Annotated in this window: 31 protein-coding genes; 30 read left to right on the forward strand and 1 reads right to left on the reverse strand. The window is 60.0% G+C overall.

Annotation, left to right across the window (positions count from 1 at the left end):
* The 30 genes from tuf to katG all read left to right on the forward strand — a co-directional run.
* Positions 1-1,167 (forward strand): elongation factor Tu (gene tuf / locus PTT45_RS16205; RefSeq protein WP_273810991.1); only part of this gene is annotated, 1,167 nt, incomplete at its 5' end.
* 154 nt (positions 1,168-1,321) lie between these two features.
* Entirely contained in the window at positions 1,322-1,633 is a 312-nt protein-coding gene (rpsJ, locus tag PTT45_RS16210; RefSeq protein WP_003103876.1) for a 30S ribosomal protein S10, read from the forward strand.
* A gap of 83 nt (positions 1,634-1,716) precedes the next feature.
* Positions 1,717-2,352: a 50S ribosomal protein L3 gene (gene rplC, locus PTT45_RS16215; protein WP_273814636.1), complete on the forward strand. Its 636-nt coding sequence runs from the start codon at positions 1,717-1,719 to the stop codon at positions 2,350-2,352.
* Positions 2,353-2,366: 14 nt separating this feature from the next.
* Positions 2,367-2,969: a 50S ribosomal protein L4 gene (gene rplD / locus PTT45_RS16220; protein ID WP_043310306.1), complete on the forward strand. Its 603-nt coding sequence runs from the start codon at positions 2,367-2,369 to the stop codon at positions 2,967-2,969.
* On the forward strand, positions 2,966-3,265 hold the full coding sequence (gene rplW, locus PTT45_RS16225) for a 50S ribosomal protein L23 (RefSeq protein ID WP_021702707.1): 300 nt from the start codon (positions 2,966-2,968) through the stop codon (positions 3,263-3,265). The genes rplD and rplW overlap by 4 nt, the downstream gene beginning before the upstream one ends.
* A gap of 14 nt (positions 3,266-3,279) precedes the next feature.
* On the forward strand, positions 3,280-4,101 hold the full coding sequence (rplB, locus tag PTT45_RS16230) for a 50S ribosomal protein L2 (protein ID WP_273814641.1): 822 nt from the start codon (positions 3,280-3,282) through the stop codon (positions 4,099-4,101).
* 16 nt (positions 4,102-4,117) lie between these two features.
* Positions 4,118-4,393, forward strand: a complete 276-nt coding sequence (rpsS, locus tag PTT45_RS16235) for a 30S ribosomal protein S19 (protein ID WP_003448728.1) — start codon at positions 4,118-4,120, stop codon at positions 4,391-4,393.
* 12 nt (positions 4,394-4,405) lie between these two features.
* A complete protein-coding gene (gene rplV / locus PTT45_RS16240) occupies positions 4,406-4,738 on the forward strand; it encodes a 50S ribosomal protein L22 (protein ID WP_003210077.1) in 333 nt (110 codons plus the stop codon).
* A gap of 13 nt (positions 4,739-4,751) precedes the next feature.
* A complete protein-coding gene (rpsC, locus tag PTT45_RS16245; RefSeq protein WP_043310309.1) occupies positions 4,752-5,438 on the forward strand; it encodes a 30S ribosomal protein S3 in 687 nt (228 codons plus the stop codon).
* A 12-nt stretch (positions 5,439-5,450) separates the two neighbouring features.
* Positions 5,451-5,864, forward strand: coding sequence for a 50S ribosomal protein L16 (gene rplP / locus PTT45_RS16250; RefSeq protein ID WP_043310310.1), 414 nt, complete (start codon positions 5,451-5,453; stop codon positions 5,862-5,864).
* Positions 5,864-6,055: a 50S ribosomal protein L29 gene (gene rpmC, locus PTT45_RS16255; RefSeq protein WP_021702703.1), complete on the forward strand. Its 192-nt coding sequence runs from the start codon at positions 5,864-5,866 to the stop codon at positions 6,053-6,055. The genes rplP and rpmC overlap by 1 nt, the downstream gene beginning before the upstream one ends.
* A gap of 2 nt (positions 6,056-6,057) precedes the next feature.
* Positions 6,058-6,324, forward strand: coding sequence for a 30S ribosomal protein S17 (gene rpsQ, locus PTT45_RS16260; protein WP_187807876.1), 267 nt, complete (start codon positions 6,058-6,060; stop codon positions 6,322-6,324).
* A 22-nt stretch (positions 6,325-6,346) separates the two neighbouring features.
* Complete coding sequence (gene rplN / locus PTT45_RS16265) at positions 6,347-6,715, forward strand: 50S ribosomal protein L14 (protein WP_003243907.1); 369 nt, start codon at positions 6,347-6,349, stop codon at positions 6,713-6,715.
* 12 nt (positions 6,716-6,727) lie between these two features.
* The gene (gene rplX, locus PTT45_RS16270) at positions 6,728-7,042 is read left to right on the forward strand and encodes a 50S ribosomal protein L24 (RefSeq protein WP_043310311.1); all 315 of its coding nucleotides are present in this window, start codon (positions 6,728-6,730) and stop codon (positions 7,040-7,042) included.
* 19 nt (positions 7,043-7,061) lie between these two features.
* Positions 7,062-7,601, forward strand: coding sequence for a 50S ribosomal protein L5 (rplE, locus tag PTT45_RS16275; RefSeq protein WP_043310312.1), 540 nt, complete (start codon positions 7,062-7,064; stop codon positions 7,599-7,601).
* A 14-nt stretch (positions 7,602-7,615) separates the two neighbouring features.
* Positions 7,616-7,921 (forward strand): 30S ribosomal protein S14, encoded by a 306-nt coding sequence (gene rpsN / locus PTT45_RS16280; RefSeq protein ID WP_043310313.1) that lies wholly within the window; start codon positions 7,616-7,618, stop codon positions 7,919-7,921.
* Between the two features lie 175 nt (positions 7,922-8,096).
* Positions 8,097-8,489 (forward strand): 30S ribosomal protein S8, encoded by a 393-nt coding sequence (gene rpsH / locus PTT45_RS16285; protein WP_273814657.1) that lies wholly within the window; start codon positions 8,097-8,099, stop codon positions 8,487-8,489.
* Positions 8,490-8,501: 12 nt separating this feature from the next.
* Positions 8,502-9,035, forward strand: a complete 534-nt coding sequence (gene rplF / locus PTT45_RS16290) for a 50S ribosomal protein L6 (protein WP_273814658.1) — start codon at positions 8,502-8,504, stop codon at positions 9,033-9,035.
* A 10-nt stretch (positions 9,036-9,045) separates the two neighbouring features.
* The gene (gene rplR / locus PTT45_RS16295; RefSeq protein ID WP_043310316.1) at positions 9,046-9,396 is read left to right on the forward strand and encodes a 50S ribosomal protein L18; all 351 of its coding nucleotides are present in this window, start codon (positions 9,046-9,048) and stop codon (positions 9,394-9,396) included.
* Between the two features lie 3 nt (positions 9,397-9,399).
* Positions 9,400-9,927 carry a 30S ribosomal protein S5 gene (gene rpsE / locus PTT45_RS16300; RefSeq protein ID WP_052081091.1) on the forward strand — a complete coding sequence of 176 codons (528 nt, stop codon included), beginning with the start codon at positions 9,400-9,402 and terminating at the stop codon, positions 9,925-9,927.
* 2 nt (positions 9,928-9,929) lie between these two features.
* Positions 9,930-10,106: a 50S ribosomal protein L30 gene (gene rpmD / locus PTT45_RS16305; RefSeq protein WP_273814661.1), complete on the forward strand. Its 177-nt coding sequence runs from the start codon at positions 9,930-9,932 to the stop codon at positions 10,104-10,106.
* 2 nt (positions 10,107-10,108) lie between these two features.
* Positions 10,109-10,543: a 50S ribosomal protein L15 gene (rplO, locus tag PTT45_RS16310; protein WP_273814662.1), complete on the forward strand. Its 435-nt coding sequence runs from the start codon at positions 10,109-10,111 to the stop codon at positions 10,541-10,543.
* The gene (secY, locus tag PTT45_RS16315) at positions 10,544-11,872 is read left to right on the forward strand and encodes a preprotein translocase subunit SecY (RefSeq protein WP_273814664.1); all 1,329 of its coding nucleotides are present in this window, start codon (positions 10,544-10,546) and stop codon (positions 11,870-11,872) included.
* Positions 11,873-11,903: 31 nt separating this feature from the next.
* Positions 11,904-12,020 carry a 50S ribosomal protein L36 gene (gene rpmJ, locus PTT45_RS16320; RefSeq protein ID WP_043217073.1) on the forward strand — a complete coding sequence of 39 codons (117 nt, stop codon included), beginning with the start codon at positions 11,904-11,906 and terminating at the stop codon, positions 12,018-12,020.
* Positions 12,021-12,153: 133 nt separating this feature from the next.
* Positions 12,154-12,510, forward strand: coding sequence for a 30S ribosomal protein S13 (rpsM, locus tag PTT45_RS16325; protein WP_273814666.1), 357 nt, complete (start codon positions 12,154-12,156; stop codon positions 12,508-12,510).
* 30 nt (positions 12,511-12,540) lie between these two features.
* Positions 12,541-12,930: a 30S ribosomal protein S11 gene (gene rpsK, locus PTT45_RS16330; protein ID WP_021702690.1), complete on the forward strand. Its 390-nt coding sequence runs from the start codon at positions 12,541-12,543 to the stop codon at positions 12,928-12,930.
* Between the two features lie 16 nt (positions 12,931-12,946).
* Complete coding sequence (gene rpsD / locus PTT45_RS16335; RefSeq protein WP_043310324.1) at positions 12,947-13,567, forward strand: 30S ribosomal protein S4; 621 nt, start codon at positions 12,947-12,949, stop codon at positions 13,565-13,567.
* Between the two features lie 22 nt (positions 13,568-13,589).
* A complete protein-coding gene (locus PTT45_RS16340) occupies positions 13,590-14,591 on the forward strand; it encodes a DNA-directed RNA polymerase subunit alpha (protein WP_043310325.1) in 1,002 nt (333 codons plus the stop codon).
* A 45-nt stretch (positions 14,592-14,636) separates the two neighbouring features.
* Positions 14,637-15,026, forward strand: a complete 390-nt coding sequence (rplQ, locus tag PTT45_RS16345; protein WP_021702687.1) for a 50S ribosomal protein L17 — start codon at positions 14,637-14,639, stop codon at positions 15,024-15,026.
* Positions 15,027-15,275: 249 nt separating this feature from the next.
* Positions 15,276-17,423 carry a catalase/peroxidase HPI gene (katG, locus tag PTT45_RS16350; RefSeq protein WP_273814669.1) on the forward strand — a complete coding sequence of 716 codons (2,148 nt, stop codon included), beginning with the start codon at positions 15,276-15,278 and terminating at the stop codon, positions 17,421-17,423.
* A gap of 46 nt (positions 17,424-17,469) precedes the next feature.
* On the opposite strand, the gene uvrA is transcribed toward katG, so the two are convergent.
* Positions 17,470-20,304 (reverse strand): excinuclease ABC subunit UvrA, encoded by a 2,835-nt coding sequence (gene uvrA, locus PTT45_RS16355; protein ID WP_273814671.1) that lies wholly within the window; start codon positions 20,302-20,304, stop codon positions 17,470-17,472.
* Between the last annotated feature and the right edge of the window lie 111 nt (positions 20,305-20,415).

The raw sequence follows: 20,415 nt of genomic DNA on the forward strand, positions 1-20,415 counted from the left end.
AAACCGCACGTCAACGTTGGCACCATCGGTCACGTTGACCACGGTAAAACCACTCTGACCGCTGCTCTGACTCGCGTCTGCTCCGAAGTATTCGGTTCGGCCAAGGTCGACTTCGACAAGATCGACTCGGCTCCGGAAGAGAAGGCTCGTGGTATCACCATCAACACCGCTCACGTTGAGTACGACTCGGCCGTGCGTCACTACGCGCACGTTGACTGCCCGGGCCACGCCGACTACGTGAAGAACATGATCACCGGTGCTGCGCAGATGGACGGCGCGATCCTGGTTTGCTCGGCCGCCGATGGCCCGATGCCGCAAACCCGTGAGCACATCCTGCTGTCCCGTCAGGTAGGCGTTCCTTACATCGTTGTCTTCCTGAACAAGGCTGACATGGTGGATGACGCTGAGCTGCTGGAACTGGTCGAGATGGAAGTTCGTGACCTGCTGTCCACCTACGACTTCCCGGGCGACGACACTCCGATCATCATCGGTTCCGCTCTGATGGCTCTGAACGGCCAAGACGACAACGAAATGGGTACCAGTGCTGTTAAGAAGCTGGTCGAGACTCTGGATGCCTACATCCCTGAGCCGGTTCGTGCCATCGACATGCCGTTCCTGATGCCGATCGAAGACGTGTTCTCGATCTCCGGTCGCGGCACCGTGGTAACCGGTCGTGTTGAGCGCGGTATCGTCCGCATTCAGGAAGAGATCGAAATCGTTGGTCTGCGTGCTACCACCAAGACCACCTGCACCGGCGTGGAAATGTTCCGCAAGCTGCTCGACGAAGGTCGTGCTGGCGAGAACTGCGGCGTGCTGCTGCGCGGCACCAAGCGTGATGAGGTCGAGCGTGGCCAGGTTCTGGCCAAGCCGGGCACCATCAAGCCGCACACCAAGTTCGAAGCTGAAGTGTACGTTCTGTCCAAAGAAGAAGGTGGTCGTCACACCCCGTTCTTCAAGGGCTACCGTCCGCAGTTCTACTTCCGTACCACCGACGTGACCGGTTCGTGCGAACTGCCGGAAGGCGTTGAGATGGTAATGCCGGGCGACAACATCAAAATGGTTGTCACCCTGATCAAGCCGATCGCCATGGACGACGGCCTGCGTTTCGCAATTCGCGAAGGCGGCCGTACCGTTGGTGCTGGCGTGGTTGCCAAAGTCATCGAGTAATCGAAGGCTGTTGAGGAAAAGGGCCCTTCGGGGCCCTTTTTCTTTGTGATTGGTTAAAAGTTGACACCCCCAGGGGGCATCCGTACAATCACGCCTCCTTTTAACGGGCGTAGTCCGTCCGTTAGGGAAAGCAGAGATAGAGTCTGAGGTCAAAATGCAAAACCAACAAATCCGTATTCGGTTGAAGGCTTTTGACCATCGCCTGATCGATCAATCCACCCAGGAAATCGTGGAAACCGCGAAACGTACTGGTGCTCAGGTGCGTGGTCCTATTCCGCTGCCCACTCGCAAGGAGCGTTTCACCGTTCTGATCTCCCCGCACGTCAACAAAGACGCGCGTGATCAGTACGAGATTCGCACTCATAAGCGTGTTCTGGACATCGTCCAGCCGACGGATAAAACCGTCGATGCGCTGATGAAGCTCGACCTTGCTGCTGGCGTGGAAGTGCAGATCAGCCTCGGCTAAAACCTTGCGGTTTTAGTCGTGTAACGCTCTGAAATGGGCGGCCATAGCGGGTGAAAGCCCCGTACACTCATGAGGTTTACAACATGACTATTGGTGTAGTCGGTCGAAAAGCGGGTATGACCCGTATTTTCACCGAAGAAGGTGTCTCCATTCCGGTTACGGTCATTGAGATCGAGCCGAATCGCGTCACCCAGTTCAAATCCGAAGAAAGCGATGGCTACCGTGCTGTGCAGGTAACCGTGGGCGAGCGTCGTGCTTCCCGCGTTACCAAGGCTCAGGCCGGTCACTTCGCCAAGGCTAATGTCGCTGCTGGTCGTGGCGTCTGGGAATTCCGCCTGGAAGAGGGCGATTACCAGGCTGGCGATCAGATCACTGCCGAACTGTTCCAAGCTGGCCAACTGGTAGACGTTACCGGTGAGTCCAAGGGTAAAGGCTATGCCGGTACCATCAAGCGCTGGAACTTCCGCGGTCAGGACAATACCCACGGTAACTCCGTTTCCCACCGTGCTCCGGGCTCCATCGGCCAGTGCCAGACTCCTGGTCGTGTCTTCAAGGGCAAGAAAATGTCCGGTCATATGGGCGCTGAGCGCGTGACCGTACAGTCCCTGGAAGTGGTCCGTGTCGACGCCGAGCGTAATCTGCTGCTGGTCAAAGGTGCCGTTCCTGGTGCTACCGGTGGCGACGTGCTGGTTCGTCCGGCTGTCAAAGCTCGCGGTTAATAGGGGAAGCTGAGATGCAACTGAATGTAAATGGCGCTCAGGCTATCGAAGTCAGCGAGCGCACGTTCGGCGGTGAGTTCAACGAGACTCTGGTGCACCAGGCTGTCGTCGCCTACATGGCTGGCGGTCGTCAGGGCTCCCGTGCTCAGAAAACTCGCGCTGAAGTCACCGGTGGTGGCAAAAAGCCGTGGCGTCAGAAGGGCACCGGTCGTGCTCGTTCCGGCTCCAGTGTTGGCCCGATCTGGCGTGGCGGTGGCGTGACCTTCGCTGCCAAGCCGCAGGATCACAGCCAAAAGCTGAACAAGAAGATGTACCGCGCTGCTCTGCGCTCCATCCTCTCCGAGCTGGTCCGTCTGGATCGCCTGGTCGTGGTTGAAGACTTCGCCGTCGATGCCCCGAAAACCAAGGCTCTGCTGGGCAAGCTGGATGGCATGGGTCTGACCGACGTGCTGATCGTTACCGAAGCCGTTGACCAGAACCTGTACCTGGCTGCGCGCAACCTGCCGCACGTTGATGTTCGCGACGTTCAAGGCACCGATCCGGTCAGCCTGATCGCCTTCGACAAAGTGCTGGTAACCGTGTCGGCCGTGAAGAAATTCGAGGAGCTGCTGGCATGAACCAGGAACGCGTATTCAAAGTGCTGGTTGGCCCGCACATCTCCGAGAAAGCCTCCGTGCTGGCAGATGGTAAGAGCCAATTCGTTTTCAAGGTTGCCGTTGATGCAACCAAGCTGGAAATCAAGAAGGCCGTCGAAAGCCTGTTCAGCGTGAAAGTGGACGAGGTCCGCACTGTCAACGTACAGGGCAAGACCAAACGTACCGCTCGCGGTCTGGGCAAGCGTAACGACTGGAAGAAGGCGTACGTCTCCCTCCAGGCTGGCCAAGATCTCGATTTCACCAGCAGTGCTGAGTAAGGTAGGGGCGCATCATGGCAATCGTTAAATGCAAACCGACTTCCGCTGGCCGTCGTTTCGTGGTCAAAGTGGTCAATCAGGAGCTGCACAAAGGCGCTCCTTATGCTCCGCTGCTCGAGAAGAAGTCGAAAACTGGCGGCCGTAACAACAACGGTCGTATCACCACTCGCCACATCGGCGGTGGCCACAAGCAGCATTACCGTCTGGTCGACTTCCGTCGCAACAAGGATGGCATCCCTGCCGTCGTTGAGCGCGTGGAATACGATCCGAACCGTACCGCCCACATCGCCCTGCTGAAATATGCGGACGGTGAGCGTCGCTACATCATCGCCCCGAAAGGTGTGAGTGCTGGCGATCAACTGGTATCCGGTGCTGCTGCTCCGATCAAGGCCGGTAACTGCCTGCCGCTGCGCAACATCCCTGTTGGTTCGACCGTTCACGGTATCGAGCTGAAGCCGGGTAAAGGCGCACAGCTGGTTCGCTCCGCTGGTGCTTCCGCCCAGCTGGTAGCTCGTGAAGGTGTCTACGTCACCCTGCGTCTGCGCTCCGGCGAGATGCGCAAGGTTCTCTCCGAGTGCCGTGCAACCCTGGGTGAAGTATCCAACTCCGAGCACAGCCTGCGCTCCCTGGGTAAAGCCGGTGCCAAACGCTGGCGCGGCGTTCGCCCGACCGTTCGTGGTGTTGCCATGAACCCGGTCGACCACCCGCATGGTGGTGGTGAGGGTCGTACCTCCGGTGGTCGTCACCCTGTTTCGCCGTGGGGCTTCCCGACTAAGGGTGCCAAAACTCGTGCGAACAAGCGTACCGACAACATGATCGTCCGCCGCCGTAAGTAATTAGAGGGATACGACAGTGCCGCGTTCTCTGAAAAAAGGTCCTTTTATCGATCTTCACCTACTGAAGAAGATCGAAGTGGCGGTGGAAAAGAACGATCGCAAGCCGGTGAAAACCTGGTCGCGTCGCTCCATCATTCTGCCGCAGATGGTCGGTCTGACCATTGCTGTGCATAACGGTCGTCAACATGTCCCGGTCCTCGTGAACGAAGACATGGTCGGCCATAAACTCGGCGAGTTCGCTGGTACCCGCACTTATCGTGGGCACGCTGCGGACAAGAAAGCCAAGCGTTAAGGGGTAAGGAAGATGGAAGTAGCCGCTAAGCTGTCGGGCGCTCGTATCTCCGCCCAGAAAGCCCGCTTGGTCGCCGACCAGATCCGCGGGAAGAAGGTGGGCGAAGCGCTCAACCTCCTGGCTTTCAGCTCGAAGAAAGCCGCCGAGATCATCAAGAAAGTGCTGGAGTCGGCCGTAGCCAACGCCGAGCACAACGAAGGCGCAGACGTTGATGACCTGAAGGTCAGCACCGTTTTCGTCAACGAGGGGCGTTCGCTGAAGCGCATCATGCCGCGTGCCAAAGGCCGCGCTGATCGCATCGTCAAGCGGTCTTGCCATATCACTGTCAAGGTTGCGGACAAGTAACGGAGTCGATCAGATGGGTCAGAAAGTACATCCCACTGGCATTCGCCTGGGAATCGTCAAGGAGCACACCTCCGTTTGGTACGCAGACAAGCGTCAATACGCTGATTATCTGTTTGCCGACCTGAAGGTTCGTGAGTACCTCCAAGACAAACTAAAAAGCGCGTCCGTAAGCCGTATCGACATCGCTCGTCCGGCTCAGACTGCACGCATCACCATCCACACCGCTCGTCCCGGCATCGTGATCGGCAAGAAAGGTGAAGATGTTGAGAAGCTGCGTCAGGACCTGACCAAGCAAATGGGTGTGCCGGTGCACATCAACATCGAAGAGATCCGCAAGCCGGAGCTCGACGGTATGCTGGTAGCGCAGAGCGTTGCTCAGCAGCTGGAGCGTCGTGTGATGTTCCGCCGCGCCATGAAACGTGCCGTACAAAACGCCATGCGTATTGGTGCCAAGGGCATCAAGATCCAGGTGAGCGGCCGTCTTGGCGGTGCAGAAATCGCCCGTACCGAGTGGTATCGCGAAGGTCGTGTGCCTCTGCACACCCTGCGTGCCGATATCGACTACGCCACTTACGAAGCGCACACCACCTACGGTGTGATCGGTGTGAAGGTGTGGATCTTCAAAGGCGAGGTCATCGGTGGCCAGCTGGAAGAGTCCAAACCTGCCGCCCCGGCGCCGCGTAAGAAAGCTGCTAAGTAAGGAGTACGCAACATGCTGCAACCCAAGCGTACAAAATTCCGCAAGCAGATGACTGGCCACAACCGTGGTCTGGCTCATCGCGGTAGCAAGGTCAGCTTCGGCGAGTTCGCTCTCAAAGCTGTTTCCCGTGGTCGCCTGACTGCTCGTCAGATCGAATCGGCCCGTCGTGCCCTGACTCGTCACGTTAAGCGTGGCGGTAAAATCTGGATCCGTGTGTTCCCGGACAAACCAGTTACCAAAAAGCCCCTCGAAGTTCGTATGGGTAAAGGTAAGGGTGGTGTCGAGTACTGGGTAGCCCAGATCCAACCGGGCAAGGTGCTGTACGAGATCGAAGGTGTTCCGGAAGAGCTGGCGCGTGAGGCTTTCGCCCTGGCTGCTGCAAAGCTGCCCCTCGCCACCTCCTTTGTTAAGCGGACGGTGATGTGATGAAAGCGAAAGAACTCCGTGAAAAATCGGTTCAGCAGCTGAACGAGCAACTGCTCGGCCTGCTGCGCGACCAGTTCAATCTGCGTATGCAGAAGGCGACTGGTCAGTTGGGGCAGTCTCACCTGCTCTCGCAAGTGAAACGCGACATCGCTCGCGTGAAAACTGTGCTCAACCAGCAGGCAGGTAAGTGATCATGGCTGAAGCAGAGAAAACCGTCCGTACGCTGACCGGCCGCGTGGTCAGCGACAAAATGGACAAGACCATCACCGTTCTGATCGAGCGTCGCGTTAAGCACCCGATCTACGGTAAGTACGTGAAGCGCTCGACCAAGCTGCACGCCCACGACGAAACCAACCAGTGCAAGATCGGCGACAAGGTCACCATTCGTGAGACCCGTCCGCTGGCCAAGACCAAGTCCTGGGCCCTGGTGGAAGTCGTCGAACGTGCCGTGGAAGTCTAAGGACTAAGGGTCGGAGAAAGATATGATTCAGACTCAATCCATGCTCGACGTCGCTGACAACAGCGGTGCTCGTCGCGTTATGTGCATCAAGGTCCTTGGTGGTTCGCACCGTCGTTATGCCGGTATCGGCGACATCATCAAGGTCACCGTGAAGGAAGCGATTCCGCGCGGCAAGGTGAAGAAAGGCCAGGTAATGACCGCTGTTGTGGTCCGTACCCGTCACGGCGTACGTCGTGCCGACGGCTCGATCATCCGCTTCGACGGCAACGCTGCTGTTCTGCTGAACAACAAGCAAGAGCCGATCGGCACCCGTATCTTCGGGCCGGTGACTCGTGAACTGCGTTCTGAGAAGTTCATGAAGATCGTCTCGCTCGCCCCCGAAGTGCTGTAAGGAGAAGCCGTCATGCAAAAGATTCGTCGTGACGACGAGATCATCGTCATCGCCGGCAAAGACAAGGGCAAGCGTGGCAAGGTGCTGAAAGTGCTGGCTGACGATCGTCTGATCGTCGGCGGCATCAACCTCGTCAAGCGTCATACCAAACCGAACCCGATGGCTGGTGTTCAGGGCGGTATCGTCGAGAAAGAGGCGCCGCTGCACGTTTCCAACGTCGCCATCTTCAACAGCGAAACCAATAAGGCTGACCGCGTTGGTTTCAAAGTCGAAGACGGCAAAAAAATTCGTGTCTTCAAGTCCACCCAAAAGCCGGTTGGCGCTTGAGAATCATAGGTAAAACACCATGGCACGACTGAAAGAGATTTACCGGAAAGAAATCGCGCCCAAGCTGAAGGAAGAGCTGAAGCTGGGCAACGTGATGGAAGTTCCGCGCGTTACCAAAATCACCCTGAACATGGGTCTTGGCGAAGCGATCGGTGACAAGAAGATCATCGAAAACGCCGTTGCCGACCTGGAAAAGATCACCGGTCAAAAGCCCGTCGTGACCTTCGCCCGCAAATCCATTGCTGGCTTCAAGGTTCGTGAAGGTTGGCCGATCGGTGTCAAGGTGACCCTGCGTCGCGATCGTATGTACGAATTCCTGGATCGCCTGCTCTCCATCTCCCTGCCGCGCGTGCGTGACTTCCGCGGCTTGAATGCCAAGTCCTTCGATGGTCGTGGCAACTACAGCATGGGCGTTAAAGAGCAGATCATTTTCCCGGAAATCGATTACGACAAGATCGATGCGCTGCGTGGTCTGGATATCACCCTGACTACCACCGCCCGTACGGACGATGAAGGTCGCGCTCTGCTGCGCGCCTTCAAGTTCCCGTTCCGCAACTGATTGGAGTTTGGATCATGGCCAAAACCAGCATGAAAAACCGTGAGCTGAAGCGTCAGCAAACGGTAGCCAAGTACGCCAAAAAGCGTGCCGAGCTGAAAGCTACTATTGCCAACCCTAACTCCACTCCGGAGCAGCGTTGGGAAGCCCAGGTAGCCCTGCAAAAGCAACCGCGTGACGCCAGCGCTAGCCGCCTGCGTAACCGTTGCCGCATCACCGGCCGTCCGCACGGCGTGTACCGCAAGTTCGGCCTCGGCCGTAACAAGCTGCGCGAAGCTGCGATGCGCGGTGATGTACCAGGTCTGGTGAAAGCCAGCTGGTAATAAAAGCGAAGCCGGCCTAGCGCCGGCTTTGTTTTATTGATCAAGCCCCTTTTGGGGCTTGATTCATTTTTGATCGATCTCTAGAATGTCCGGCTCTCCTGAGCCTGGCGTTTGTCGGGGTCGAGGATGGTTCCAGCCGAAAGGCTGTTCTTTTTGTTTTAGGAGCATCAAGCCCATGAGTATGCAGGACCCGTTAGCGGACATGCTAACTCGTATCCGTAATGCCCAGATGGCTGAAAAGTCGGTAGTAAGCATGCCGTCTTCCAAGCTGAAGGTGGCAGTTGCCAACGTTCTGAAGAACGAAGGCTACATCGCGGGATACCAGGTCAGTGGCGACGCCAAGCCGCAACTGTCCATCGAGCTGAAGTACTTCGAAGGCCGTCCGGTCATCGAAGAGGTTAAACGCATCAGCCGTCCTGGCCTGCGCCAGTACAAGCCGGCCGATCAGCTGCCGAAAGTACGCGGCGGTCTGGGCGTTTCCATCGTCTCCACCAACAAAGGTGTGATGACTGATCGCGCTGCACGCGCTGCCGGTGTCGGCGGTGAAGTGCTCTGCACCGTGTTCTAAGGGGGGATAAGCATGTCTCGCGTTGCTAAGAACCCCGTAAAGCTGCCGGCTGGTGTCGAGGTCAAACTCGCAGGCCAACAGCTTTCGATCAAGGGCGCCAAGGGTACCCTCGAACTGAACGTGCACTCGTCCGTGGAAGTGACCCAGGAATCTGGTGAACTGCGTTTCGCTGCTCGCAATGGCGACCAGCAGAACAAAGCCATGGCCGGTACCACTCGTGCGCTGGTCAACAACATGGTCATTGGCGTGAGCCAAGGCTTCGAGCGCAAGCTGCAGCTGGTTGGTGTGGGTTACAAAGCCCAAGCTAAAGGCCAGGTGCTGAACCTCGCGCTGGGCTTCTCCCATCCGATCGACTACGAACTGCCGCAGGGCGTTACTGCCGAGACCCCGAGCCAAACCGATATCCTGATCAAGGGCATCGATAAGCAACTGGTTGGTCAGGTAGCTGCGGAGATCCGCGACTTCCGTCGTCCTGAGCCGTACAAAGGCAAAGGCGTGCGTTATTCCGACGAAGTCGTACGTCGCAAAGAAGCTAAGAAGAAGTAGGGCATAGCAAATGAGCGAAAAGAAAGAAACTCGTCTGCGTCGCGCTCGCAAGGCACGCCTGAAAATGCGCGAGCTGGAAACCGTACGCCTCTGCGTGTACCGCTCTTCCCAGCACATCTACGCCCAGGTCATTTCGGCCGACGGCGCCAAGGTTCTGGCCAGCGCCTCGACCCTGGACAAAGAACTGCGTGACGCCGCCACTGGCAACGTCGACGCGGCCAAGAAAGTCGGTCAGCTGGTTGCCGAGCGCGCGAAAGCCGCTGGCGTCACCCAGGTGGCGTTCGACCGTTCTGGCTTCAAGTACCACGGCCGTGTGAAAGCGCTGGCTGATGCTGCTCGTGAAGGCGGGCTGGAGTTCTAAGTTATGGCAAATAACGAGCAAAAGCGCGATCGCGGTAACCGTGATGATGCCCAGAGCGATGGCTACATCGAGAAGCTGGTCCAGGTTAACCGTGTTGCCAAAACCGTAAAGGGTGGCCGTATTTTCACCTTCACCGCGCTGACCGTGGTGGGTGATGGTAAAGGTCGCGTCGGTTTCGGTCGCGGCAAGTCCCGCGAAGTGCCGGCCGCCATCCAGAAGGCGATGGAAGCTGCGCGTCGCAACATGATTCAGGTCGACCTGAACGGTACCACTCTGCAATACCCGATGAAGTCCGTACATGGCGCGTCCCACGTGTTCATGCAGCCGGCTTCCGAAGGTACCGGCATCATCGCCGGCGGCGCCATGCGTGCCGTGCTGGAAGTGGCTGGCGTGCAGAACGTTCTGGCCAAGTGCTATGGCTCCACCAACCCGGTGAACGTGGTATACGCCACCTTCAAGGGTCTGAAAGCCATGCAGTCGCCGGAGTCCGTGGCTGCCAAGCGTGGTAAGAGCGTCGAGGAGATCCTCTGATCATGGCTACCGTCAAAGTTACTCTGGTCAAGAGCACCAACGGCCGTCTGGCCAACCACAAAGCTTGCGTCAAAGGCCTGGGCCTGCGCCGCATCGGTCACTCCGTTGAGGTTCAGGACACTCCTGAAAACCGCGGCATGATCAACAAGGCTTACTACCTGCTGAAGGTGGAGGGTTAATCATGCAACTGAACGATCTGCGTTCCGCGCCGGGTGCCCGTCGCGAAAAGCACCGTCCGGGCCGTGGTATCGGTAGCGGTCTGGGTAAGACCGGCGGCCGTGGCCACAAAGGTCAGACCTCCCGTACCGGTGGCTCCATCGCTCCGGGCTTCGAGGGTGGTCAGCAACCGCTGCACCGCCGTCTGCCGAAGTTCGGCTTCGTTTCCCTGAAAGCCATGGATCGTGCCGAAGTACGCACCTCCGAGCTGGCTAAAGTGGAAGGCGACGTCGTATCTCTGCAGTCGCTGAAGGATGCCAACGTGATCAACCAAAACGTACAGCGTGTGAAAGTCATGCTGTCCGGCGAGGTTACTCGTGCGGTCACCCTGAAAGGTATCGCCGCCACCAAAGGTGCGCGTGCGGCCATCGAAGCAGCTGGCGGTAAGTTCGAGGACTAAATGGCTAAGCAAGGTGCTCTCTCCGCGCTCAGCAATGGCGGGTTGTCCGAGCTCTGGGCTCGACTGCGTTTTCTGTTCCTGGCGATCATCGTCTATCGGATCGGCGCGCACATTCCGGTGCCCGGAATCAACCCTGACCGGCTGGCCGACCTGTTCCGGCAGAACGAGGGGACCATTCTTAGCCTGTTCAACATGTTTTCCGGCGGTGCGCTGGAGCGGATGAGTATCTTTGCACTGGGGATCATGCCGTACATCTCGGCGTCGATCATCATGCAGCTGATGACCGCTGTCAGCCCACAGCTGGAACAGTTGAAGAAGGAAGGTGAAGCTGGCCGTCGCAAGATCAGCCAGTACACCCGCTACGGCACTCTCGTCCTGGCGATCGTTCAGGCTGTCGGCATGTCCGTCGGCCTGGCTAGCCAGGGCGTAGCGTTCTCGGTTGATTTCGGCTTCCACTTCGTGGCGGTGACGACCTTCGTGGCCGGCGCTATGTTCATGATGTGGCTGGGCGAACAGATCACCGAGCGCGGTGTCGGCAACGGTATCTCGATGCTGATTTTTGCAGGCATCGTGGCCGGTCTGCCGTCGGCAATCGGGCAGTCTTTCGAGTCTGCTCGTCAGGGCGATATCAATATCTTCGCTCTGATCGCCATCGGCATGCTGGCGGTAGCGATCATCGGTTTCGTGGTGTTCATCGAGCGTGGTCAGCGTCGCATTGCGGTGCACTACGCCAAGCGTCAGCAGGGCCGCAAGGTCTTCGCTGCGCAGACCAGCCACCTGCCGCTGAAGGTGAACATGGCGGGCGTAATCCCGGCCATCTTCGCCAGCAGTATCCTGCTGTTCCCGGCTTCGCTGGGGACCTGGTTCGGTCAGTCCGAAGGTATGGGCTGGCTGCAGGACATCTCGCAGGCGATCGCTCCCGGTCAGCCGTTGAACATTCTGCTGTTTAGTGCAGGGATCATCTTCTTCTGCTTCTTCTACACGGCGCTGATGTTCAACCCGAAAGACGTAGCGGAAAACCTGAAGAAGTCCGGTGCCTTTATTCCGGGCATCCGTCCGGGCGAGCAATCCGCGCGCTATATCGATGGCGTGCTGACCCGCTTGACCATGTTCGGTGCTCTGTACATGACGGCCGTTTGCCTCCTCCCGCAGTTCCTGCAGGTGGCAGCCAACGTTCCGTTCTACCTTGGCGGGACCTCGTTGCTGATCGTGGTCGTGGTTGTGATGGACTTTATGGCCCAAGTACAATCGCACCTCGTTTCGCACCAGTACGAATCCCTGATGAAGAAAGCCAACCTGAAGGGTCATGGCAGCGGCATGCTCCGCTGACATGGTTGCCGTAAGGTTCTAGGAGTTACTGATGAAAGTTCGTGCATCGGTCAAGAAGCTGTGCCGTAACTGCAAGGTCATCCGTCGCGACGGCGTCGTGCGCGTGATCTGCAGCGCGGAACCGCGTCACAAACAGCGCCAAGGCTGAGTGTGAGTCACGCGTAATGAGCCCGGCAGCTAGTGCGCTGCCGGGTTGATTCTTTGTTATTACAGCGCTAATATCGCGCGCCCTATTTCTTGGCTTCCAGGGCGTGGGTAGCTGTCAATTGGAGTTCCACTGAATGGCCCGTATTGCAGGCGTCAACATTCCGGATAACAAGCACACTGTTATCTCGCTGACCTACATCTACGGTGTTGGTCGCACCACTGCGCAGAAAATCTGTGCAACCACCGGCGTAAATCCGGCGGCGAAGATCAAAGATCTCTCTGACGAGCAGATCGAGCAGCTGCGTGGCGAAGTCGCCAAGATCACCACTGAAGGTGACCTGCGCCGCGAAATCAACATGAAGATCAAGCGTCTGATGGACCTGGGCTGCTACCGCGGTCTGCGTCACCGTCGTGGCCTCCCGGTCCGCGGTCAGCGCACCAAGACCAACGCGCGCACCCGTAAGGGCCCGCGTAAGCCGATCCGCAAGTAATTGCGCCCGCGAATCGACAGGAAATAAGTCATGGCTAAGCCTGCTGCTCGTACTCGTAAGAAAGTCAAAAAGACAGTGGTGGATGGCATCGCCCATATCCACGCTTCTTTCAATAACACCATCGTTACCATTACCGACCGTCAAGGTAATGCCCTGTCTTGGGCTACCTCCGGTGGTTCCGGTTTCCGCGGCTCCCGTAAGTCCACTCCGTTCGCTGCCCAGGTGGCTGCCGAGCGTGCTGGTCAAGCAGCCCTGGAATATGGCCTGAAGAACCTCGACGTTAACGTCAAGGGCCCAGGTCCTGGTCGCGAATCCGCTGTGCGTGCTCTGAACGCCTGCGGCTACAAAATCGCCAGCATCACCGACGTGACGCCTATCCCGCACAACGGGTGCCGTCCGCCGAAGAAGCGTCGCGTGTAATAGGAGACAGTGAAGAATGGCTCGTTACATTGGTCCCAAATGCAAACTGTCTCGCCGTGAAGGCACCGATCTCTTCCTGAAGAGTGGTGCGCGCGCGCTCGAATCCAAGTGCAACATCGAAGCGGCTCCTGGCCAGCACGGCGCTCGCCGTGGTCGTCAGTCCGACTACGGTACCCAGCTGCGTGAAAAGCAGAAAGTCCGTCGTATCTACGGCGTGCTGGAGCGTCAGTTCAGCGGTTACTACAAGGAAGCTGCCCGTCGCAAGGGCGCTACCGGCGAGAACCTGCTGCAGCTGCTGGAATGCCGTCTGGACAACGTGGTTTACCGCATGGGCTTTGGTGCCACTCGCGCCGAATCCCGTCAGCTGGTATCGCACAAAGCCATCACCGTGAACGGTTCGACCGTGAACGTCCCGTCTTACCAGATCAAAGCTGGTGATGTCGTGGCAGTTCGCGAAAAGGCCAAGAACCAGCTGCGCGTTGCCCAGGCTCTTGACCTGTGCGCCCAGCGTGGTCGCGTTGAGTGGGTTGACGTAGATACTGAGAAGAAGTCTGGCGTGTTCAAAAGCGTCCCGGCTCGCAGCGATCTGTCCGCCGACATCAACGAAAGCCTGATTGTCGAGCTCTACTCCAAGTAAGGGCTAGGAAATAGGTGCATCCATGCAGATTTCGGTAAATGAGTTCCTGACCCCCCGTCACATCGACGTTCAGGCGGTCAGTTCGACCCGCGCCAAGATCACTCTCGAGCCTCTCGAGCGTGGTTTTGGTCACACCCTGGGCAACGCGCTGCGCCGCATCCTGTTGTCCTCCATGCCTGGCTGTGCAGTAGTCGAGGCCGAGATCGACGGCGTACTCCATGAGTACTCCGCCATCGAAGGCGTGCAGGAAGACGTCATTGAAATCCTGCTCAACCTGAAAGGTCTGGCTATCAAGCTGCACGGTCGTGACGAAGTCACCCTGACTCTGGCCAAAAAGGGCTCGGGTGTGGTCACTGCTGCCGATATCCAGCTGGATCACGACGTCGAGATCGTCAACGGCGATCACGTAATCGCCAACCTGGCGGACAACGGCGCTCTGAACATGAAACTCACCGTGCGTCGTGGCCGTGGCTACGAGCCGGCTGACGCCCGTCAGAGCGATGAAGACGAAAGCCGTAGCATCGGTCGTCTGCAACTGGACTCCTCGTTCAGCCCGGTCCGTCGTGTTGCCTACGTGGTGGAAAACGCCCGCGTCGAGCAGCGTACCAACCTGGACAAGCTGGTCATTGACCTGGAAACCAACGGCACCCTGGATCCTGAAGAGGCTATCCGTCGTGCCGCAACCATCCTCCAGCACCAACTGGCGGCCTTCGTTGATCTGAAGGGCGACAGTGAGCCGGTAGTGGTTGAGCAGGAAGACGAGATCGATCCGATCCTCCTGCGCCCGGTTGACGACCTCGAGCTGACCGTACGTTCGGCCAACTGCCTGAAGGCGGAGAACATCTACTACATCGGTGATCTGATCCAGCGCACCGAAGTAGAGCTGCTCAAGACTCCGAACCTGGGCAAGAAGTCCCTGACCGAGATCAAGGACGTTCTGGCTTCCCGTGGTCTGTCCCTCGGTATGCGCCTCGACAACTGGCCGCCGGCAAGTCTGAAGAAGGACGATAAGGCTACTGCCTAATCTTCCGTAATCACCGAACCGAAAGTTTGGTAAGGAATTTCAATCATGCGTCATCGTAAAAGTGGCCGTCACCTGAGCCGCACCAGCGCCCACCGCAAGGCCATGTTCCAGAACATGGCGGTGTCGCTGTTCGAACACGAACTGATCAAGACCACCCTGCCGAAAGCCAAGGAACTGCGCCGCGTTGCCGAGCCGCTGATCACCCTGGCCAAGGTAGACAGCGTTGCTAACCGTCGTCTGGCCTTCGACCGTACCCGTTCGAAAGCCATCGTCGGCAAGCTGTTCAACGATCTGGGCAAGCGCTACGCCACCCGTCAGGGCGGCTACCTGCGCATCCTGAAGTGCGGCTTCCGCGCTGGCGACAACGCCCCTATGGCGTACGTCGAGCTGGTTGACCGTCAGGTCGCTGGCGAAGCCGTAGAAGCTGCCGAATAAGCTGCTTCTGCTTCACGAGAAACCGGGCCTAGTGCCCGGTTTTTTGTTTTCTGGAGTGGCGTCTGGCGGCGACATGCGCCGCTGGAGAACGTTGCGGTAGACGCAGCGGTGAAATCTATCGGTTAAGAGAAAAAAACTATCAGGCTATTGCCTTTCATAAATTGGCTCGTTTGTTAGCGCGGGTCTAGTCTTTTCCCACTGTCGGCCGAGTTGTCACGAGACCGACCCGATGAGGAGAAGGAGAGAGCAATGTCCAACGAAGGTAAATGCCCATTCCACCGCGTGGCCGGCGCCGGCACGAGCAACAAGGACTGGTGGCCCAATCAGCTGGCTGTCGACCTGCTCAACCAGCATTCCGAGAAGTCCAACCCGCTCGGCGAGAAGTTCAATTACGCCGAAGAATTCAAGAAGCTCGACTACAAGGCGCTCAAGGGTGACCTGGTCAAGCTGATGACCGATTCGCAGGAGTGGTGGCCCGCCGACTTCGGCCACTACGGTCCGCAGATGATCCGCATGGCCTGGCACAGCGCCGGCACCTACCGCACCACTGACGGACGTGGCGGCGGCGGTCGCGGCCAGCAGCGCTTCGCGCCGCTCAACTCCTGGCCGGACAACGTCAATATCGATAAATCGCGTCGCCTGCTCTGGCCGATCAAGCAGAAGTACGGGCAACGCATTTCCTGGGCCGACCTGATGATCCTGGCCGGCAACGTCGCGCTCGAGTCCATGGGCTTCCGCACCTTCGGTTTCGCCGCAGGTCGTGAGGATGTCTGGGAGCCGGACAAGGACGTGGCCTGGGGTGGTGAGACCACCTGGCTCGGCGATGACAAGCGTTTCGAGGGCGACCGCGAACTGATCAAGGGCCTGGGTGCTACCCATATGGGCCTGATCTACGTGAACCCGGAAGGCCCCAACGCCAGCGGCGACTACATGGCCGCAGCCAAGGATATCCGCGCCACCTTCAGCCGCATGGCGATGGATGACGAGGAAACCGTGGCGCTGATCGCCGGCGGCCACACCTTCGGCAAGACCCACGGTGCTGCGCCCGAGTCGCACAAAGGCGCTGACCCCGAGGGCGGGGTGATGGAAGACCAGGGGCTGGGCTGGACCAGCAACTTCGGCAGCGGCCATGGCAAGGACACCGTTTCCAGCGGCCTGGAAGTGACCTGGACCAAGACCCCGGCCCTGTGGAGCAACAACTTCTTCGAGAACCTGTTCAAGTATGAGTGGGAGCTGGAGCACAGCCCTGCCGGCGCCAAGCAATGGGTGGCCAAGGACGCGCCGGAGAACATTCCGGATGCGCATGTGCCGGGCAAATTCCACAAGCCGAAGATGCTCACCACCGACCTGACCCTGCGTTTCGATCCCGAGTTCGGCAAGATCTCCAAGCACTTCTACGAGGACCCACAGGCCTTTGCCGAGGCCTTCGCCCGCGCCTGGTTCAAGCTGACCCACCGCGACATGGGGCCGAAGGCTCGTTACCTGGGTCCGGAGATTCCGAAGGAAGACCTGCTCTGGCAGGACCCGCTGCCGGCGGCTACCCATCAGCCAACGGCCGCCGACATCGCCGACCTCAAAGCCAAGATCGCCGCATCCGGCCTGTCGGTCAGTGAGTTGGTCTCGGTGGCCTGGGCTTCGGCCTCGACCTTCCGTGGTGGCGACAAGCGCGGTGGTGCCAATGGCGCGCGCCTGGCTCTGGCGCCGCAGAAGGACTGGGTGGTGAACCAGATTGCCGTCAAGGCACTGCCGAAGCTGGTCGAGATCCAGAAGGCTTCCGGCAAGGCGTCGCTGGCGGATGTGCTCGTGCTGGCCGGTAACGTGGGCGTTGAGCTGGCTGCCAAGGCCGCTGGGGTCAGCGTCAACGTGCCCTTCGCCCCAGGGCGTGTGGATGCACGCCAGGACCAGACCGATGTCGAGTCGTTCGAGCTGCTCGAACCGGATGCCGATGGCTTCCGCAACTACCGCAAGGACAAGAGCGGGGCGCCGACCGAGGCCCTGCTGATCGACCGTGCGCAGTTGCTGACGCTCACCGCGCCGGAGCTGACCGCGCTGGTGGGTGGCCTGCGCGTGCTGGGCGCCAACTACGACGGCAGCCAGAACGGCGTGTTCACCGACCAGGTCGGCGTGCTGTCCAACGACTTCTTCGTCAAGCTGCTGGACATGGGCTTGGTGTGGAAGCCGACTGGTGGCGACAACGAGCTGTTCGAGGGGCGCGACCGCAAGACCGGTGAGGTGAAGTACACCGGGACGCGCAACGACCTGGTCTTCGGTTCCAACTCGATCCTGCGGGCCTATGCCGAGGTGTACGCCAGCGCCGACGGCAAGGAGAAGTTCATCAAGGACTTCGTTGCCGCCTGGACCAAGGTGATGAACCTGGATCGCTTCGATCTGGCCTGATTCACCGCACCAAGAAAAAGCCCCGCATCTGCGGGGCTTTTTCGTATCAGGCGCGATCTCGCTCCAGCAATGGCTTGAGGAAGTGCCCGGTGTGCGACGCCGGGTTGGCTGCCACGTCTTCCGGGGTGCCGGTGGCGATGATCATTCCGCCCTTGGAGCCGCCCTCGGGGCCGAGGTCGACCAGCCAGTCGGCGGTCTTGATCACGTCCAGGTTGTGCTCGATCACCACCACTGTGTTGCCGTGGTCGCGCAGGCGGTGCAGCACGTCGAGCAGTTGCTGGATGTCGGCGAAGTGCAGGCCGGTGGTCGGCTCGTCGAGGATGTACAGGGTCTTGCCGGTGTCGCGCTTGGACAGCTCGCGGCTCAGCTTGACCCGCTGCGCCTCGCCGCCGGACAGCGTGGTCGCGCTCTGGCCGAGCTTGATGTAGGACAGGCCCACGTCGACCAGGGTCTGCAGCTTGCGCGCCAGGGCCGGCACGGCATCGAAGAACTCGCGGGCTTCCTCGATGGTCATGTCGAGCACCTCGGTGATGCTCTTGCCCTTGTACTTCACTTCCAGGGTTTCGCGATTGTAGCGCTTGCCCTTGCACACGTCGCACGGCACGTAGATGTCCGGCAGGAAGTGCATCTCCACCTTGATCACGCCGTCGCCCTGGCAGGCCTCGCAGCGGCCGCCCTTGACGTTGAAGCTGAAACGGCCCGGGCCGTAGCCGCGCGAGCGCGATTCCGGCACACCAGCGAACAGCTCGCGGATCGGGGTGAACAGGCCGGTGTAGGTCGCCGGGTTCGAACGCGGTGTGCGGCCGATCGGGCTCTGGTCGATGTCTACCACCTTGTCCAGGTGCTGCAGGCCGTCGAGCGAGTCGTGGGCGGCGGCTTCCAGGGTGGTGGCGCCGTTCAGCGCGGTGGCGGCCAGCGGGAACAGGGTGTTGTTGATCAGCGTCGACTTGCCCGAGCCGGACACGCCGGTGACGCAGGTGAGCAGGCCGAGCGGAATCTCCAAATCGACGTTGCGCAGGTTGTTGCCGCGGGCGCCCTTGAGTTTCAGCGACTTCTTCTTGTCGCGGGCGGTGCGCTGCGCCGGGTAACGGATCTTCTCGCGGCCGGAGAGGTACTTGCCGGTCAGCGAGTCGGGGTGGTTCATCACCTCGTCCGGGGTGCCCTCGGCGACCACGCGGCCACCGTGCACGCCGGCGCCGGGGCCGATGTCGACCACGTAGTCGGCCAGGCGGATGGCGTCCTCGTCGTGCTCGACCACGATCACCGTGTTGCCCAGGTTGCGCAGGTGGGTGAGGGTGCCCAGCAGGCGCTCGTTGTCGCGCTGGTGCAGGCCGATGCTCGGCTCGTCGAGGATGTACATCACGCCCACCAGGCCGGCGCCGATCTGGCTGGCCAGGCGGATGCGCTGGGCCTCACCACCGGACAGGGTGTCGGCGCTGCGGTCCAGGGTCAGGTAGTCGAGGCCGACGTTGACCAGGAACTGCAGACGCTCGCGGATTTCCTTGAGGATCTTCTCGGCGATCTCGCCACGGCGGCCGGTGAGGTGCATGCCGCCGAAGTAGTCGCAGGCCTCACCGACTGGCAGGCCGGTAACGGCCGGCAGGGTGCGCTCGCCCACCCACACGTGGCGCGCCTCGCGGCGCAGACGGGTGCCGCGGCAGTCCGGGCAGGGCTGGGTGCTGAGGAACTTGGCCAGCTCCTCGCGCACGGTGGCCGACTCGGTCTCGCGGTAGCGGCGCTCGAGGTTGGGGATGATGCCCTCGAACGGGTGCGAACGTTTGACGATGTCGCCACGGTCGTTGAGGTACTTGAAGTCGACGTTCTGCGTGCCGCTGCCGAACAGGATGAACTTCTGGTGCTCGGCGGCCAGGTCGTCGAACGGCTCTTCCAGGCTGAAGCCGTAGTGCGCGGCCAGCGAGCCGAGCATCTGGAAGTAGTAGACGTTGCGCCGGTCCCAGCCGCGGATCGCGCCCTCGGCCAGGGTCAGTTCGCCGTTGACCAGGCGCTTGCCGTCGAAGAACTGCTTCACGCCCAGGCCGTCGCAGGTCGGGCAGGCGCCGGCCGGGTTGTTGAAGGAGAACAGCTTGGGTTCCAGCTCGCTGATCGAGTGGCCGCAGTGCGGGCAGGCGAAGCGTGCGGAGAAGATGATCTCGTCGCCGACTTCATCGTCCATGGGCGCGATCAGGGCGATGCCGTCGGCCAGGTTGATGGCGGTTTCGAAGGATTCGGCCAGACGCTGCTGCAGGTCCTCGCGCACCTTGAAGCGGTCCACCACCACGTCGATGGAATGCTTCTTCTGCTTGTCCAGCTTGGGCAGCTCATCCATCTCGTAGATGCGGCCGTTGACCCGGGCGCGTACGAAGCCCTGGGCGCGCAGCTCGTCGAACACCGCCAGGTGCTCGCCCTTGCGCTCGCGGATCACCGGTGCCAGCAGCATCAGCTTGCGGCCCTCGGGCAGGGCCAGTACCTGGTCGACCATCTGGCTGACGGTCTGCGCCTCCAGCGGCACGTCGTGGTCCGGGCAGCGCGGGATGCCGACGCGGGCGTAGAGCAGGCGCAGGTAGTCGTAGATCTCGGTGATGGTGCCGACGGTCGAACGCGGGTTGTGCGAGGTCGACTTCTGCTCGATGGAGATGGCCGGGGAGAGGCCCTCGATGGTGTCGACGTCGGGCTTTTCCATCATCGACAGGAACTGCCGGGCGTATGCTGACAGCGACTCGACGTAGCGGCGCTGACCCTCGGCATAGAGGGTGTCGAAGGCCAGCGACGACTTGCCGGAGCCGGACAGGCCGGTGATCACGATCAGCTTGTCGCGCGGCAGGGTCAGGTCGACGTTTTTCAGGTTATGGGTGCGCGCACCCCGGATCAGAATCTTGTCCACGAACGGCCTCGCAGGTGGCGGGCGGAAACGGCAAAGTATACGGCCGCTGGCTGGTACGCGGCAAAGCACAGCGATAGCGGAATGACGGGGCCGATGCGACGTTTTGCACCT

This window comes from Pseudomonas sp. Gutcm_11s, assembly GCF_028649395.1.
Classification (GTDB): Bacteria; Pseudomonadota; Gammaproteobacteria; order Pseudomonadales; family Pseudomonadaceae; genus Aquipseudomonas.